Source organism: Chloroflexus islandicus (genome assembly GCF_001650695.1).
Classification (GTDB): domain Bacteria; phylum Chloroflexota; class Chloroflexia; order Chloroflexales; family Chloroflexaceae; genus Chloroflexus; species Chloroflexus islandicus.
In genome coordinates this window covers 35633-51244 of the sequence record NZ_LWQS01000038.1, presented here as the reverse complement: position 1 = coordinate 51244, position 15612 = coordinate 35633, and the positions used below count along the sequence as shown (strand labels likewise).

At 61.9% G+C, this 15612-nt stretch carries 14 protein-coding genes; 9 read left to right on the top strand and 5 right to left on the bottom strand.

Going from position 1 to position 15612, the window contains the following annotated elements; genetic code table 11:
* Positions 1-323 precede the first annotated feature (323 nt).
* From A6A03_RS04520 to A6A03_RS04505, 4 genes are all read left to right on the top strand, one after another.
* Positions 324-968 (top strand): TetR/AcrR family transcriptional regulator, encoded by a 645-nt coding sequence (locus A6A03_RS04520; RefSeq protein WP_066784011.1) that lies wholly within the window; start codon positions 324-326, stop codon positions 966-968.
* A 3-nt stretch (positions 969-971) separates the two neighbouring features.
* Positions 972-2732, top strand: coding sequence for an efflux RND transporter periplasmic adaptor subunit (locus A6A03_RS04515; RefSeq protein WP_066784008.1), 1761 nt, complete (start codon positions 972-974; stop codon positions 2730-2732).
* 111 nt (positions 2733-2843) lie between these two features.
* The gene (locus tag A6A03_RS04510) at positions 2844-3653 is read left to right on the top strand and encodes an ABC transporter ATP-binding protein (protein WP_066784005.1); all 810 of its coding nucleotides are present in this window, start codon (positions 2844-2846) and stop codon (positions 3651-3653) included.
* Between the two features lie 40 nt (positions 3654-3693).
* The gene (locus A6A03_RS04505) at positions 3694-4944 is read left to right on the top strand and encodes an ABC transporter permease (protein ID WP_066784002.1); all 1251 of its coding nucleotides are present in this window, start codon (positions 3694-3696) and stop codon (positions 4942-4944) included.
* A 124-nt stretch (positions 4945-5068) separates the two neighbouring features.
* On the opposite strand, the gene A6A03_RS04500 is transcribed toward A6A03_RS04505, so the two are convergent.
* Together A6A03_RS04500 and A6A03_RS04495 are read right to left on the bottom strand one after the other, a co-directional pair.
* Positions 5069-5716, bottom strand: a complete 648-nt coding sequence (locus A6A03_RS04500; RefSeq protein ID WP_066784000.1) for an SH3 domain-containing protein — start codon at positions 5714-5716, stop codon at positions 5069-5071.
* Between the two features lie 76 nt (positions 5717-5792).
* Positions 5793-7076, bottom strand: coding sequence for an NAD(P)/FAD-dependent oxidoreductase (locus A6A03_RS04495; RefSeq protein WP_066783998.1), 1284 nt, complete (start codon positions 7074-7076; stop codon positions 5793-5795).
* 644 nt (positions 7077-7720) lie between these two features.
* On the opposite strand from A6A03_RS04495, the gene serC reads away from it, so the two are divergent.
* From serC to dcd, 4 genes are all read left to right on the top strand, one after another.
* Positions 7721-8803 (top strand): 3-phosphoserine/phosphohydroxythreonine transaminase, encoded by a 1083-nt coding sequence (gene serC, locus A6A03_RS04490; protein WP_066783996.1) that lies wholly within the window; start codon positions 7721-7723, stop codon positions 8801-8803.
* Positions 8796-9176, top strand: coding sequence for a VOC family protein (locus A6A03_RS04485; protein ID WP_066783994.1), 381 nt, complete (start codon positions 8796-8798; stop codon positions 9174-9176). Before serC ends, A6A03_RS04485 begins: the two co-directional genes overlap by 8 nt.
* Before the next feature lie 18 nt (positions 9177-9194).
* On the top strand, positions 9195-10298 hold the full coding sequence (locus tag A6A03_RS04480) for a glycosyltransferase family 4 protein (RefSeq protein WP_066783992.1): 1104 nt from the start codon (positions 9195-9197) through the stop codon (positions 10296-10298).
* Positions 10299-10420: 122 nt separating this feature from the next.
* Complete coding sequence (gene dcd, locus A6A03_RS04475) at positions 10421-10981, top strand: dCTP deaminase (protein ID WP_066783983.1); 561 nt, start codon at positions 10421-10423, stop codon at positions 10979-10981.
* Positions 10982-11041: 60 nt separating this feature from the next.
* Here dcd and A6A03_RS04470 read toward each other — a convergent pair whose 3' ends face one another.
* The 3 genes from A6A03_RS04470 to A6A03_RS04460 form a co-directional block, all read right to left on the bottom strand.
* Positions 11042-12712: a ribonuclease J gene (locus A6A03_RS04470; RefSeq protein ID WP_066783981.1), complete on the bottom strand. Its 1671-nt coding sequence runs from the start codon at positions 12710-12712 to the stop codon at positions 11042-11044.
* A gap of 158 nt (positions 12713-12870) precedes the next feature.
* Positions 12871-13461, bottom strand: coding sequence for a hypothetical protein (locus tag A6A03_RS04465; RefSeq protein WP_066783977.1), 591 nt, complete (start codon positions 13459-13461; stop codon positions 12871-12873).
* A 37-nt stretch (positions 13462-13498) separates the two neighbouring features.
* Positions 13499-14131 carry a uracil-DNA glycosylase gene (locus tag A6A03_RS04460; protein ID WP_066783974.1) on the bottom strand — a complete coding sequence of 211 codons (633 nt, stop codon included), beginning with the start codon at positions 14129-14131 and terminating at the stop codon, positions 13499-13501.
* Positions 14132-14254: 123 nt separating this feature from the next.
* On the opposite strand from A6A03_RS04460, the gene A6A03_RS04455 reads away from it, so the two are divergent.
* The gene (locus A6A03_RS04455; protein WP_066783971.1) at positions 14255-15361 is read left to right on the top strand and encodes a TRM11 family SAM-dependent methyltransferase; all 1107 of its coding nucleotides are present in this window, start codon (positions 14255-14257) and stop codon (positions 15359-15361) included.
* Positions 15362-15612: the final 251 nt, after the last annotated feature.

Genomic DNA, 15612 nt, shown 5'->3' with positions numbered 1-15612 from the left:
CATCAACCACATCTACGTTCATACGTTCTGCCCGCCCTTGAACGCCAGTGGGAGAGAGACTGGGGGTGAGGGTAAAACAACGCATCCCAAAGCCATCAACTACATCTGCGCTCATGGGTTCTGTCTGTTCTCTGCCCGAGGGAGCGGGGTTTATTTTATCCCTGTCCATTGTCTGATTTGGGATGGACTGCGGCAGCCGGACGGCCTTCCCGGGCAACGTACCCCTGTGTTTGACAAAATATGTTCAAGCTATTGACAAAGGTTTTGCATTCGTGGTATATTACTTACCGGTCGGTAAGAATTAATGAGATTGGTCTTGTGAAATGGCAGAACTCAACCTTGCGCTCGATCCGCGCATCAGTGACAGTCCGACGGCGCTGCGCATTCTTGATATGGCAGCCCAACTCTTTATGCAGCGCGGCTACCGGGCGGTTTCGATTAACGACATTATTCAGGCCGCTGGTGTGACGAAGCCGACCCTCTATTACTACTTCGGCGACAAAGAAGATCTCTTTGTGCAAATGGGTTTGCGCGTGCTCGAGACGATGCGCCAGCCGTTAGCCGAGATCGCCGCTGCTGACCGGCCGTTGGTCGAGCGGTTGCAGGCGATGGCGACGCTGCTGATTACCGGCTACGAGGGTGATATGCGCATGATGCGCCACGAGATGATGGAGCATCTCGGCGAATCGGCCCGCGCTCGTCTGAGCGCCGCGTTCTACCAGCACTTGTTTGCGCCGTTGACAGCGGTGATGCACGAGGCGAGCGCTGCTGGCTTGGTGCGCGCTGATTTGGCCCCAGCGATGCTGGCGATGCTCTTTCTTAGTCTGTGCGAGACCTTTCACGAATTGACGCCGGCCCACCCGATGCTGCGTTGGACTGGCGCCGTTTCACCGGCCCTTTTGGTTGATCTGTTTCTGCACGGCGCCGGCACGCAGGCCGCGCCCAAGTCTTCAACAGGGATGGCATAATTTATGAGTACCTTACCGCAGTCGCGTCCTCGGATCAGATTTCCCCGCCTTTCGTTGCCAGTGTTGATCGCTGCCGGTTTGTTGATCGCGGTGATCGCAACCGTGGTCGTTCGTTTTGTTTCAACCTCTACCGTTGATCCGCTGGCCGGCGTGACGCTTGCCCCCGTCACCCGCGGCGATTTGCGCTTGACCGTCAATGCGACCGGTTCAGTTGAGCCGAATCAGACGGCTGAGCTCAGTTTGACCCTGCCCGGCCGGGTGCAAGAGGTGTTGGTGACGGTTGGCCAAACGGTGGCCGCCGGTGATCCGTTGCTCCGGCTGGACGATCGCCAGCTGCGCGCCGATGTGGCGGCTGCCGAGGCGGCGGTGGCGCTGGCCCAAGCCGATGTGCAAGCCCTGCGCGAGCGGGCCACTCCCGAACAGCGGGCCGAGGCTGCGGCGTTGGTGGCGGCGGCGCAGGCTGGGTTGGCCCAGACGCAGGCCAGCGTGACGCCGGCCGATGTGGCGGCGGCGCAGGCGGCGGTGGCAGAGGCGCGAGCGCGCTTGCAGAAGCTGCTGGAAGGCCCGGCGAGCGAGCAGCGGGTGCGGGCCGAGACGGCGCTCACGCAGGCCCAAGCTGAACTTGATCGCCAGCGCGAGCTGTTGTCGGCGGCGAAGTCGGATGCGCTGGCCCGGGTTGAGGCGCAGGCCAATGTGGTGCGCAACGCGCAGAGCGCCTATAGCGATGCCTATTGGAATTGGGAGCACGTCAAAGCCAAGGGTACCGATCCGCGCACTGGCCGTTCGCTCAACGAGACCGAGCAGCGCGATTTCGAGCGCGCCTTCGAGCGGGCGAAGCTGGCTTTAGCCGATGCGGAAGCGGCGTTGGCGCAGGCTCAGATCGCGTACCAGACCGCCGTGCAGAATGAGATCAGCGGGTTGGCTGCTGCCGAAGCGCGGGTTGCTAGCGCGCAGGCCGATCTCGATGCGCTGCTGGCTGGGCCGGCTGCCGATGCAGTCGCGGCGGCCCGCGCCCAACTGGCCCGCGCCGAAGCTGAACTGGCGCGCTTGACTGGCGCCTCCCGCCAGAATGCGATTGCGGTTCAGCAGGCCCAGTTTGAAGCGGCCCAAGCGCGCTTGGCCCAACTCACCGCCGATCCGCGCGCCAGCGATATTGCCCGCGCCGAAGCGCGCCTCGCCCAAGCGCAGGCCCAGCTCGAAGCCGCCCGTATCCGGCTTGATGAAGCCACCCTGCGCGCGCCGTTCGCTGGTACAGTGGCCGCAATCAATGTCGCTCCCGGCGAGGCGATTAGCGGCCAAACGCCAATCGTGTTGATCGACGTGAGCCGCTACCTTGTGAAGGTAACGGTTGACGAAGTGGATATTGCCCGTGTCGCAATTGGTCAGCCTGTTGAGATTAAGGTTGACGCCCTCAATGCGCCACCCTTCACCGGGCAGGTGGTGAATATCGAACCACTGCCCGCCGGTACCAGCGCCGTCACCGCCTATCGCGTCACGGTGGCTTTCGACCCCGCCGGCCAACCGGTGCGCCCCGGTATGACCACCAGCGCCGCGATTATTGCCGCAACTCGCAGTAATGTGTTGCAAATCCCGGCTACAGCAGTACGCAACATGGGCGCGAAGACGCTGGTTGAAGTGGTGACGACGGATGAGAATGGCCAGCGCAAGCTGACGGAACGCTCGGTGTTGGTAGGCTTGCGCGCTAACGGTATGGTCGAGATTCAGAGCGGTCTGGCCGAAGGCGAGCAGGTTGTCGTGCGCTAGTGACGATGGCCGCGCAGTTGACCCGCACGAAACGAGATGGGTTGTGACGCGAGCGCGAAACCTCGTCACAACCCCGGCATCCAGCAAACACTATTCAGAAGGGAGACTTCTGTGACGACCGAATATGTGAGCCGCCCGATCGTTGAATTACGGAACATTCGCAAGACCTTCCCGACCGGTGATGGCGAGTTCCTCGCTCTTGACGACATTAGCTTGACGATTGCCGAAGGCGAGATGGTTGCGATTATGGGGCCATCGGGCAGCGGCAAGAGCACGCTGATGACGTTGATCGGGTTGCTCGACAGCCCGACCGCTGGCCAATACATCCTCGACGGGATCGATGCCTCATGCTTGACCCGGCACGAGCAAGCGCGCATCCGCAATCGCAAGTTGGGGTTCGTGTTCCAAAACTTCAACCTGTTGCCGCGCCTCACCGCGCAGCAGAATGTTGAATTGCCGCTGGTGTACGGGCGGATCGGCGCCCGCGAGCGAGCCGCGCGCGCACGGGCCGCACTGGAAGCGGTCGGTTTGGGCCACAAGCTCGACAGCCTGCCCAATACGCTGTCGGGTGGGCAGAAGCAGCGGGTCGCGATTGCCCGCGCGCTAGTGCATGACCCGGCGATCATTCTGGCCGATGAACCGACCGGCGCGCTTGATACGCGCACCGGCGCCGAGATCTTGGCTCTGTTCCGCCAATTGAACCGCGATCAGGGGCGCACGATCATCATCGTTACCCACGATCCTGAAATTGGCCGCCACATGGATCGGGTGATCGGCCTGCGCGACGGGCGGCTGGTTGACAACATTCTCAGCGAGTACTACGGCGTCGAGGTGTTGGAAGAGGTTGAGCGCACCCGCGGCCTTGAGCCGGTGCCGGTGCCCGTGATGCGCCGTCCGAACGGCGAAACGCCCACACCGTAACCGCGAACCGTTGCAACGTATCGATAGACAGAGGGAACCTATGTTCACCGAATTGATCGCCATGGCCTTTGATAGCCTGCGCGCCAATAAATTTCGCTCACTGCTCACCATGCTTGGTGTGATCATCGGCGCCGGCACACTGGTCGCGGTGCTCTCGCTCGGCAATGCGCTGCAAGGCCAAGTCTTCGAGCAGTTTGTCGATCTCGGCACCCGCCGGATCGCGGTGACGCCGGGTGATCCGCGGGCGAAGGGTGCGCGTGACGTGCCCGGCTACGGCTTGCTCTCGGTGCAAGATTATCAGGTGCTCGAGACGATGGTCGCCAACCGGCCTGATCTGTTCCGCGCCATCGCGCCGGAGATCACGGTCAGCACGCAGGCTCGCGCCGGCGCGGTCGCCTTGCAGACGCTGCTGGTCGGTACCAGCGCCGATTACCCGCAAGTGCAGCGCACACCGATGTTATATGGCCGCTTCCTCACCCCGGAAGATGAAGCGGAAGGCGCGCGGGTCGGCGTGTTGGGATGGCTGGTGGCGCGCGATCTGTTCGGCGCTGACAAAGCCGCGCTGCGCAATGTGATTGGGCAGACGATTGAGGTCAATGGCCAGCCGATTGAGATTGTCGGCATCATTAACGAAAACGGCGGCCCCTTCTCGACCGATGGCCGCATCTTTACTCCGGTCAGCACGATGCGCTTGCGCCTGATCGGTGATCTCGATCTGCCGGGACGGGGTCTGCGCATGAGCAGCGTTTTGCTCGGCTTGCAGAGCGAGCAGCAGCTTGATGAGGCGGTGGCCTTGATCGAGAGCACCCTGCGCGCGGCGCGCAATGTGCCGGAGGGTGTGATCAATGACTTCAACCTGCAAACGCCGACGCAGGCGCTGAATGTGCTGGCCGGGATTAGCACCGCCATCACCGGGTTTATTGCGGTGGTCGCCGGCATTAGTCTGGTCGTCGGCGGGATTGGGATTATGAACATTATGCTGGTAGCAGTGACCGAACGCACCCGCGAGATCGGCGTGCGCAAGGCGCTGGGGGCCAGCGATGGTGATGTGCTCGGCCAGTTTGTGATGGAAGCGGTGGCGCTCAGTCTGGTCGGTAGCTTGATCGGCGTGATCGGCGCGATCGGCATCGTGTGGCTGATCAGCGCTGCCAGCGGGATCAACACCGGCATTTCGTGGATCGGGATTGCGCTGGCGTTGGGGTTTGCGTCGGCGATCGGGATCGGGTTCGGATATTACCCGGCCCGCCGGGCAGCGTTGTTGCCGCCAATCGAGGCATTACGGTACGAATAACCAACCGTAGAGCCGCACGGCTGTGCGGCTCTACCCATAATTGTGCGGCGCCACCCACGGTCGTGCGACGCCAATCACCTGATCAACGCCTGACCATACGGCCCGGCGTTGATCGGCATTACGATCAATGTTCCGGCGTAGTCACCAATTCGGTGCCGGCTACCCACCCCTCACGGCCATCGGCGGTGCGGATGCGCCACCACGGATAGCCGTCTTTCTCTTGCGGGCCGGCCAGCAAAGTCAACTGCGTGCCGGGGGGCAACCCATCAAGCACGGTTGAGTCAAGGCCGGGAGCATTACGCAGACGCAAGTTCTTGCCGCCGGCCTTTTGCACGTAGGCCACGCCACCTATCTGCAAGCCGCCGGCTGCTGGCGCAGCCGCAGCAGGAGCCGGCGTGCTAGGGCCGATCTTGACTGCGCCGCCACTGCCGAGAGCGCTGGAAATGGCGCTCGCGATGCTGCCGCTCTCTGCCGGAGCACCCGCGCTTTTGCCGCCGGCCGCCGCCGCAGCGCCAGCAGTGGTAGCCGCTGCTAGTTGCTCTTTCAACTGCTTCAGCTCAGCCTCCATCTGCGCCATGCGCGCCTCGGCGGCGGCTAACGCCTTGCGCGCCTTTTCGGCGGCAGCGGCATCTTGTTGCGCCGACTCGAGTTCCTCTTGCAGCCGCTTGATCTCTTGCGCCTGCCGCCCAATCTGATCGCTCATCGAGCGCATCGCTTGGCTGATGCCCTCGTTCGTATCCCCCTCGTTTTTCTTGCCGCCGAAATTGATCATATCCCTCGCTCCTTCCCAGCGACCTCGCTGACCGTATCTACGGTTAGATGCATTATAGATGGTTCAGGCCGATTCGTCACCGGGGAAGATCGGCCCGAATCGCCTCAGCGCAGCGTTCGCCGCTTAGCATAGCCGCGTTAATGCTGCTGGCTTCGGTCAATTCACCGGCCAGATACAGACCGGGCCGGCCAGTGCGGTTGTCGGGCAGGTTGGGATGGAGGCCGGGAGGTTGCGGGAATTGGGCGAAGGGGATGCGATCGACTCGCAAGATGCGGGCATTAGCCAGCGCCGTCGTCGCTGCTGTCTCGTTGACGAAGATGCGATGCAGATCGACCATCGTGCGGGCAACGATGGTGCTGTCGTCAAGGTCGGGTACGCCAAGAATGGCCGCAGCGTATAGATGCCAGCCGGCGGGCGCATACCCCGGCGCGACCGCGCTCATTGGGGCCAGCGTGTTGACAAAGGCGTTCTCGTCGGCGTTGAGCAGCAGCTTTTTGCCGCGGTAGAGCGGATGGCGGACGGCGAGCCAGACGCACGATGAACCGAGGCTGCCTTCCGGTACCGGCAACCCGCTCAGGCGGGCCGTTTCGGGGGCCGGCGTCGCCAACACCACGGCATCGGCGAACAGTTCACTGCCATCGGCCAACTGCACGCCGCGTACCTTGCCGTCACTGCTGATCAAGGCCGTGGCGCGAGTATTGAGCCGCACCTTGCCGGCGGCCACCAACTCGGCGCTGAGCTGTTCGGCGATTGCGCCCATGCCGCAATTTGGCGCCACCGTCTGGCCATCGCTCATCATTTTGAAGTTGAAGCGGAAGCACTTGGCGCTGGTTTGTAGCGAACGGTTGAGGAAGATGCCGCCGAAGAAGGGGCGGAAAAAGCGGTTGATCATCTGGTCGCTAAAACCGAGTGCCTTGAGTTCGGCGAGGGTGGTGCGGTCGGGGCCGGCAAGGATGTCGTCGATGGTTTGTTGGCGCATGCGAATCGCGAGTTGGAGTGTGCGTAGCTTGTCAGCCGGCGAGGCAATGCCGGTTAGGGCGGCGCCAATCAGCGAAGCCGGATCGCGGTCGCGCAATGGGTCAGTCAACACCTCGCGCCGCCCGCGCCACGCCACGATCGCACCGGGATCGAAGGCGCGCAGGTCAAGCGCTGCCATGTTGAGTTGGCGCTGCGCTGCCGGGTAAGCGGTAAAGAGCACCTGAAAGCCGCGATCAAGCACAAAACCGTCTACTCGATCCGAACGCACCCGCCCCCCTAGCCCATCGCTTGCTTCGATCAGCGTTACTTGATAGCCGGCGCGGTGCAGGGTGCGAGCGCAGACTAAACCGGCCACCCCGCCGCCGATGACGAGAATGTGCATAGCGTCTTCCTTCTAGTCACGATATGCGATAGCCATGCTGATACGATTACCCCTCCCCTAGTGGGAGAGGGAATAGCCACGAAGTGACACAAAAGGCACGAAAAAGTTCAGATGGTTGTTGTTGATTCGTACGGTGATCCCTTACCCCCACCCCAACCCTCCCCCGCTGGGGATCAAGGGCGGACAGAACATCGGTCTGGAACCCGGCCCTCAAGGGCCGGGCTAGGGTTACGAAGCCCGCTGCGCGGGCTGATGCCCCCACCCCTTGCCCCTCCCCCGCTGGGGGAGGGGTGATGATGAGCGTAGCACGGAACTTTACGGTATCGCACAGCGATCGACAGTTGTACTCAATCAAACGTTCCGTCCGACCCTCAAACCGCTGAGGGAAGGAAGTTCATAGCCTCCGGCGGAAGATAACCCCCTCCGCGTTCTCTGCGGTAAACCACATCTTTTGCCTCACTGAAAGAATGATGCTTGGGCATCGGTTGCCCCCACCCCAACCCTCCCCCGTTGGGGGAGGGAGGCGTTCTGCCGTGCCTCCTGCGGCCAACCAAGAGAAAGTGCGAACGTACCAAGACCCGTTACCATTTCGAGTATACTATGATCCACGACAAGCCTGCTCGCAAGGGTAAAGGGGGCGACTGATGATTCACAACTTCAATCCCGGCCCGGCGGCGTTGCCGCCCGCGGTGATTGCGCGCGCGCAAGCGGAACTGGCCGATTACCACGGCACGGGGATGTCGATTTTGGAAATGAGCCATCGCAGCAAGGAGTACGAGGCGATCAACGCCACTGCCGAGGCTCATCTCAAGGCGCTGTTAGGGTTAGGCGACGATTACCGCGTGCTCTTTATGCAGGGTGGCGCATCAATGCAGTTTGCGCTCATCCCGCTCAACTTGTTGCCCGCCGGTGGCGTGGCTGAGTATATCGTCACCGGATCGTGGGGCGAAAAGGCTTATGAAGAGGCGCAGCGGCTCGGCAACACCCGCCTGCTGGCAAGCACCGCCGCCGATGGCTACCGCAGCTTGCCCGACGCAGAAGCATTAACGCCTGACCCGCAAGCGGCGTACCTGCACATCACCACCAACGAGACGATTCAGGGAGTGCAGTGGCCGGCTGAATTGCCCGAACTTGGCTCAGCCCCGCTGGTGGCCGATATGAGCAGCGACTTCCTCGCGCGCCCCTTCCCGGCTGAGCGCTTTGCCTTAATGTACGCCGGTGCGCAGAAGAATCTCGGCCCCGCCGGTGTGACGGTGGTGGTCATCCGGCAAGACCTGATCGAGCGCGGGCGCAAGGATCTGCCGGTGATTATGCGCTACGCCACCTTCGCCAAGAACAACTCGCTCTACAACACGCCGCCGGTATTTGCGGTGTATATGGTCAATCTGGTGCTGGAATGGATCAAGGAGCAGGGTGGTCTCGTGGCGATGGCCGAGCGCAACGCGCGCAAGGCGGCGATGGTGTACGAGGCAATTGACTCCAGCAATGGCTTTTATGCCGGCCACGCAGCGCCGGAGGCGCGCTCGCTGATGAATGTCACCTTCCGCTTACCCTCTGCCGAACTCGAAAAGCGGTTCTTGAGCGAAGCGCAGGCCGCCGGGATGGTTGGCTTGGCCGGGCACCGCTCGGTTGGCGGCATCCGCGCCTCCCTTTACAATGCGGTCTCGCCTGAGTCGGCAGCGACGCTAGCGAGCTTTATGCGGGAGTTTGCCCAGCGGTATGGATGAGCAACCCTACGCCGCCGCGATCACCTTTGTGCCGGTCGCCAATCTGCAAGCGAGCGCGGCCTGTTATGGGGCTGCGCTCGGCTTGCCGCTCGTGCTTGATCAAGGCGGCATTCATATCTACCGGGTGGCGCGCGGCGGCTACCTCGGCCTGTGCCAGCAAGCCGCGCCACCCATCGCCGACGATCGTCTGATTTTGACCGTCGTGACCGCTGATGTTGATGCGGTCTACCAGCGGCTGGTCGCTGCCGGCATTGCTACCGACGGCCCGCCGCGCGAGAATCCGCGCTACCGCATTTACCACTTCTTTGCCCGCGATCCGGATGGCTACCGGCTGGAAGTGCAGCGGTTTCTGCACCCGTTCGATGAAGCGTAAGGTAGAACTCGCCGCCCTATGCGCGTTGTCATGCTCTCAAAGGCCGTGGTCGCCGGCGCGTACCAGCGCAAGCTGGAGGAGATCGCGCGGTTGGGGGTGGAGTTGACGGTGATCGCGCCGCCGGGATGGCGCGAGCCGCGGGTGGGGATGATCCCGCTCGAACGGCGCTTTACCGCCGGGTATACCCTCTTGACCTTGCCGATGGTTTGGAATGGCCATCACCACATTCACTTCTACCGCGGTCTGCGCCCGCTCATCCGGCGCCTGCACCCGCAGGTGTTCCACATTGACGAAGAGAGCTTCAATCTCGCCACCTTTCTGGCTATGCGAGAAGGGCTGGCAGTAGGCGCGCGCTGCTGCTTCTACAACTGGGCCAACATCGACCGCCGCTACCCGCCGCCGTTCAGTTGGTTCGAGCGCTACAACCTGCGCCACGCCGCGCATGCCATCGCCGGCAATCAGGAAGCGGCGGCGATCATCCGCCGTCACGGCTACCGCGGCCCGATCAGCGTCATTCCCCAGTTTGGCGTCGATCCTGAGCTGTTTGCGCCGGCGGATGGGCCTCGCCAGCGCGACACCTTCATGATCGGCTACGTAGGCCGGCTGGTGCCGGAAAAGGGGGTAGCCGATCTGGTGGCGGCGCTGGCCGGCTTGCCGGCCCATGCGCGGCTGCGGCTGATCGGCGACGGGGTCGAGCGTCCGCGCCTGTTGCAACTGGCGGCAGAACTGAGACTCAGCGCGCGGGTCGAGGTCTTGCCGGCGGTGAGCAGCACGGCAGTGCCGGCAGCGATGCGCGAGCTGGATGTGCTCGTCTTGCCGTCGCGCACCCAACCCAATTGGAAAGAGCAGTTTGGGCGAGTGCTGATCGAGGCGATGAGCTGCGGTGTGCCGGTGATCGGCTCGACCTGCGGCGAAATTCCGCAGGTGATCGGTGAAGCCGGTCTGGTCTTCCCGGAAGGCGATGTGGCCGCATTGCGCGCGGCGCTCAGCCGCTTGATCGACCAGCCTGAACTGCGTGCCGAGCTTGCCCGGCGCGGCAGGGCGCGTGTGCTGGCCGAGTTTACGCAAGCCGCGATTGCTCGCCGCCACGTTGCGGTCTATCAGGCGATGTTGGAAACGTGACCGGGGAAGGCGCAGCGAGCCCCCTCGTGAAAAGGTGGCTCTTTGCGCGTTCAACCATAACGAAGCGACAAACGGTTGCCCATCTCGACGGCGCACCACCCAACCACAGGAGGAATACCACCATGCCGGTCAAATCCGATCGCTGGATTCGGCGCATGGCGCTCGAACACGGCATGATCGAGCCATTCGTCGATCATCAGGTGCGGCAGGGCGTCATCTCGTATGGCTTGACCTCGTATGGCTACGACATGCGGGTCACTGACCACTTCAAGGTCTTTACCAACGTCTACAATGCGCTGGTCGATCCAAAGAACTTCGATCCGCGCTCGTTCGTTGACATCCGCGCCGAGTATGTCGATATTCCGCCCAACTCGTTTGCGCTGGCCCAATCGTTGGAATATTTTCGCATCCCGCGCACGGTCAGTTGCATCGTGATCGGCAAATCATCGTATGCCCGTTGCGGGATCATCATCAACGTCACCCCGCTCGAACCAGAGTGGGAGGGGCATGTGACGATCGAGATCAGCAACACCACGCCGCTCCCGGCGCGCATCTACGCCAATGAGGGAATTGGGCAAGTGCTGTTTCTCGAGAGCGATGAGCCGTGCGAGGTATCGTACGCCGACAAAAAGGGGAAATATCAAGGTCAGACGGGGATCGTCTTGCCGCGGATCGATCCGTAAGCGGCGCTTGGAGGGGCACAGTAGGGGCACAGCGCCGCTGTGCCCCTACTGTGCCCCTACCTACACCTCCATCACCATCGGCAACACCATCGGTCGCCGGCGCGTCTCGCGGTAGAGGAATTCGCTCACCACATCGCGAATCTTGCGGTTGATATACGCCGCATCAACCGCACCGGCGCCGTTCTTATTCGTCAACGCGGCACGCACCGTCTCTTTGGTCGCCTCGATCAAATCTTGGCTCTGGCGCATATAGACAAAACCGCGCGAGACCACATCTGGCCCGGCGACCAATTCGCCAGTGGCGCTGTCGATGCTCACCACCACGATCAACATGCCGTCTTTGGCCAGCAGTTGGCGGTCACGCACCACCACATTGCCGACATCGCCGACCGTTGTGCCATCGACGTAGATGTAGCCGACCGGCGCTTTGCCGGTGATCTTGCCATAGCCGGGAGAGAACTCCATAATCGAGCCGCCTTCGGCCAACAGCACCCGCTCACTGTCAGGCACTATCCCAATATTGGTTGCCAGCTTGCGATAGAGCATCAAATGCCGGTAGTCGCCGTGGAACGGCACAATATAGCTGGGGCGTAGCAGGGCCAACACTAGCTTCAGCTCCTCTTGCGCAGCGTGGCCCGACACATGGACGCGGGCTTCGGGGCCGTAGATCACATCGGCCCCGAGTTTGAACAGATTATTAATCACCTTATTAACGCTGACCTCGTTGCCGGGGATAGGGGTGGCCGAGAGCACGACCGTATCGCCGGGTTTGATCTTGACGTGCGGGTAGTCGCGGTTGGCCATCCGGTTTAGGGCGGCCATCGGCTCGCCTTGGCTGCCGGTGCAGACGATCGCGATCTGGTCATCGGAGTAAGCCGACATCTCGTGTGGGCGGATGATCGTGCCCTCATCGGCGCGCAAATACCCGAGATCGAACGCAATCCGCGCATTGGTCTCCATGCTGCGACCGGCCAGCATCACCTTGCGCCCGTAGGCTTCCGCCGAATCGATCACTTGCTGCACGCGGCTGATATTCGAGGCAAAGGTGGCAACGATGATCCGGCCGGGAGCGGTGGCAAAGATATTGTCGAACGCCTCGCCGACGGTGGCTTCGCTGGGTGTATAACCCTTTGACTCGACCCGCACGCAGTCAGTCACCAGCACCAGCGGTTTGCGGTTGCCCAACTCGGCGATCTTCTCAAGATCGGTTGGGCGGCCATCAACCGGGGTATGATCCAGCTTCCAGTCGGTCAGATAGACCAGCAGACCAGCGGGAGTCGTAATCGCGAAGCCGACTGCATCAGGGATCGAGTGGGCAATGTGAAACGCTTCCACCGTGAAGCTGCCCAATTGAAACGGCTCGCGTTCGGAAATCTGAACTGTCGTCACCTTATCTTGCAGCCGGTGCTCTTTGAGCCGGTTGCTGAGCAAGCCAAGCGTGAGTTTCGTGCCATACACCGGCGGAAAGCCGAGGTCGGCGATCAAATGCGGCACTGCGCCAATATGGTCTTCGTGACCGTGAGTAATGAGAATAGCTTTGATATGATCCGTCTTCTCGCGCAAATAGGTAATGTCAGGCAAGACGAGATCAACGCCGAGCATATCGGCATCGGGAAACATGACGCCACAGTCGAGAATGACGATATCGTCGCCATACTCAACCACCCACATGTTCCGGCCGACCTCCCCGGCGCCACCGAGTGGAATCACACGGAGACGTTGTTTGGCCATAGGTTTCTGTTAGGGCCGGTGTACTAGCGACCCTTGCTCCTTTCTGATACGCAATATGCAATGTTTGCTGACGGGCGCATCTGCGGTTGCGCCCAAACGAACGGTATAATGACAGGGTTTGGCACAACCCTGTTCAGACCACACCCACATACGCCGTATCATGCTGACGGCGCATGACCAACTGCTAACACGTCAGGCCGCCCTTGCGTGCGGGCCATTGCCTGTTCGATCTGCGCGACCAATTCGTCACGTTGCGCGATATCTGGGCCGATGACCAACCGTTGCCGGCCATGGGCCTGCCGGTGGAGCCAGCGCAAGAGCGGGTTGGCAATCGCTTCCGCCAGATCGCGCCGGCAAGCGATGACGATTGCTTCATCGGCAACTGCGGGTGAGGGCCGGAGCGCAAGTATGTCTTCCCACGGGCACCACAACCGCACACCCATGGCTTCGTAGGTGAGACCATCGTCAGCGGGCGTAAAAGCAGCATCCCATTCCGCGATCAGGTTCCAGATCAGCAGCGGGGTGGCGACAATCAGCACGAACAACAACAGTGCCGGCGCCGCTTGTTCGATCGCGGGTGGTTGTGCGAACAAGCGTTGCAGATCAGACCAGAACGCTGCCGGATGGAGGCTGAGGCGCAGCGTGCTGGCAAAACTCCACAGGGCGAAGACCCAGAGGAGCATTGTAACCGCTATCATCAATAAATTGTTGCGCCGGCCAGCCGGCGAGAGGCGATAGGATCGTGACATTGATTTGGTCACACCACCGGCAATGGGCGGCCAATGGTCAGAAGAGACGGAGCTGCTCGGGCGGCTCATCGGCTGGCGGCGTTGCTGGGGCAGCCGCGCTGCGTTGGCGTTCGGCATCGGCTAAGATGGCAGGCAGGCGACGAAAGTCTTCTTCCAGCAACGGCCGGTTTTGGGGCTGGTGCAAGGCGGCGGCGGGGTGGATCATCGGCACAATCAATCGCCCGTTGACATAACGAGGTTGGCCGTGGATGCGCGAAATCCGCTCGCCGGGCAGAAACAGGCCCATCGAAAAGCGGCCCAGCGTCACAATCACTGCCGGATCAATGGCCGCAATCTGACGCATCAAAAACAGTTTGGTACAAGTCTCAATTTCGTCCGGCTCCGGATCGCGGTTTTGCGGTGGCCGGCACTTCACGACATTCGCGATATAGACTTCATCGCGACGCAACCCGGCCAGCGCCAGCAGGTCGGTCAAGAATTGGCCAGACGGCCCGACAAAGGGACGGCCCTGCCGGTCTTCGTGGTAGCCGGGGCCTTCGCCGATCAACATCACCCGCGCGTTGGCCGGGCCTTCGCCGGGCACGGCGCGCGTGCGCCCGCGATGAAGGTTACAAGCGGTGCAGCGTTGCACCTCTTGGGCAATCGTAAACAAGATATCACTGGCTGTCACACGCCCATCCTTGCATGTTTCAGCTTTACCTTCTTTATTATAGCATACCAATGACAATGACATTCACCCCATCTTATGCTACACTAACCATAACAATGACCGTTTCCAGCAGGAATGCTTCCGATGACCGGACGTTCGCCTTCGGCCCAGTTGCCGCCAGATGCCGAGTCGCCCCAATGGCAGATCAACCGCGAGGCGCTGGCAGCGGCGCTTGATACGCTGCTCGCCGCGCCGGCCCTTGCCGAGCTGCGGGTTGGGGTGGCCGGACTGCGCCAACGTTTGGCCGATCTAGCTGATCCGTTGCATCACGCCGGCGAGTACGCGGTTCGTTTCACGCCAGAGGTGTTGCACGGCGAACTCGATCAGATCGCGGCGGCCCGCACGCTCGAACGCGCTCGCTATTATGTGGCCCGTTTGCGCCGCGCGCTCGAGGCGCAACGGTTTGCGCCAGCCAGCGATATCGATCTGCACCGCTGGAAGGAGTATGACGACATTTTGACCGATAGCCTCTGGTTGATCGAGCGGCGCGACAATTCGGGAGTGCATCGGGCCGATTATTGGGGCAATTTCGTGCCCCAAATCCCTCGCCAGTTCATCCGTCGCTACACGCGCCCCGGCGAGTGGGTGCTCGATCCGTTTGCCGGATCGGGCACGACCCTGATCGAGGCCCGCCGCCTCGGTCGCCATGCGATCGGCGTCGAGCTGCAAGCGCCGATGGTCGCGCGTATTCACGACCTGCTTGCCGGAGAACCGCCGGCCCATTCCACCATTGCCGCCATCGAACAGGGTGATAGTTTGGTGGTGGATTTTCCGGCGTTGTTGGCCCGCTACGGCGCTGCTAGCGTGCAGTTGGTGTTGCTTCACCCGCCCTACCACGACATCATCCGCTTTAGCGACGATCCGCGCGATTTGTCGAATGCGCCGAGCATTGACGCATTTCTGGCCCGCCTGACGCTAGTGGCCGAACGGGTGGCGGCAGTGCTCGACCGGGGTCGCTATTTGGCATTGGTGATCGGCGATACCTACCGCCACGGCGAATGGCATCCGCTCGGCTTCCAAGCGATGGAGGCCATTCGGGCCTGCGGGTTTAGCCTCAAGAGCATTATCGTCAAAAACTTTACCGGCACGCTTGGCAAGCGCGGCAGCGCCGAACTCTGGCGCTACCGGGCCTTAGCCGGCGGTTTCTACGTCTTCAAACACGAATATATCTTTTTGCTGCGCCGGCGGTAATGGGGCACGGTTGGCGGCTATTTGGCCGCCTTCCCGCTGTTGGGGTTTAAAGGTGGATAGAACGTTCGGTTGCGTGCAACGGTTGATCGCTGTGCGATGCCGTAAAGCCCCGTGCTGTGCGCCTCACCACCCCTCCCCCAGCGGGGGAGGGGCAAGGGGTGGGGGCATCAGCTCGCGCAGCGGGCTTCGTACCCCTAGCCCGAACCTTCAGGGCCGGGTTCCAGACAAATGTTCTGTCCGCCCTTGAACTC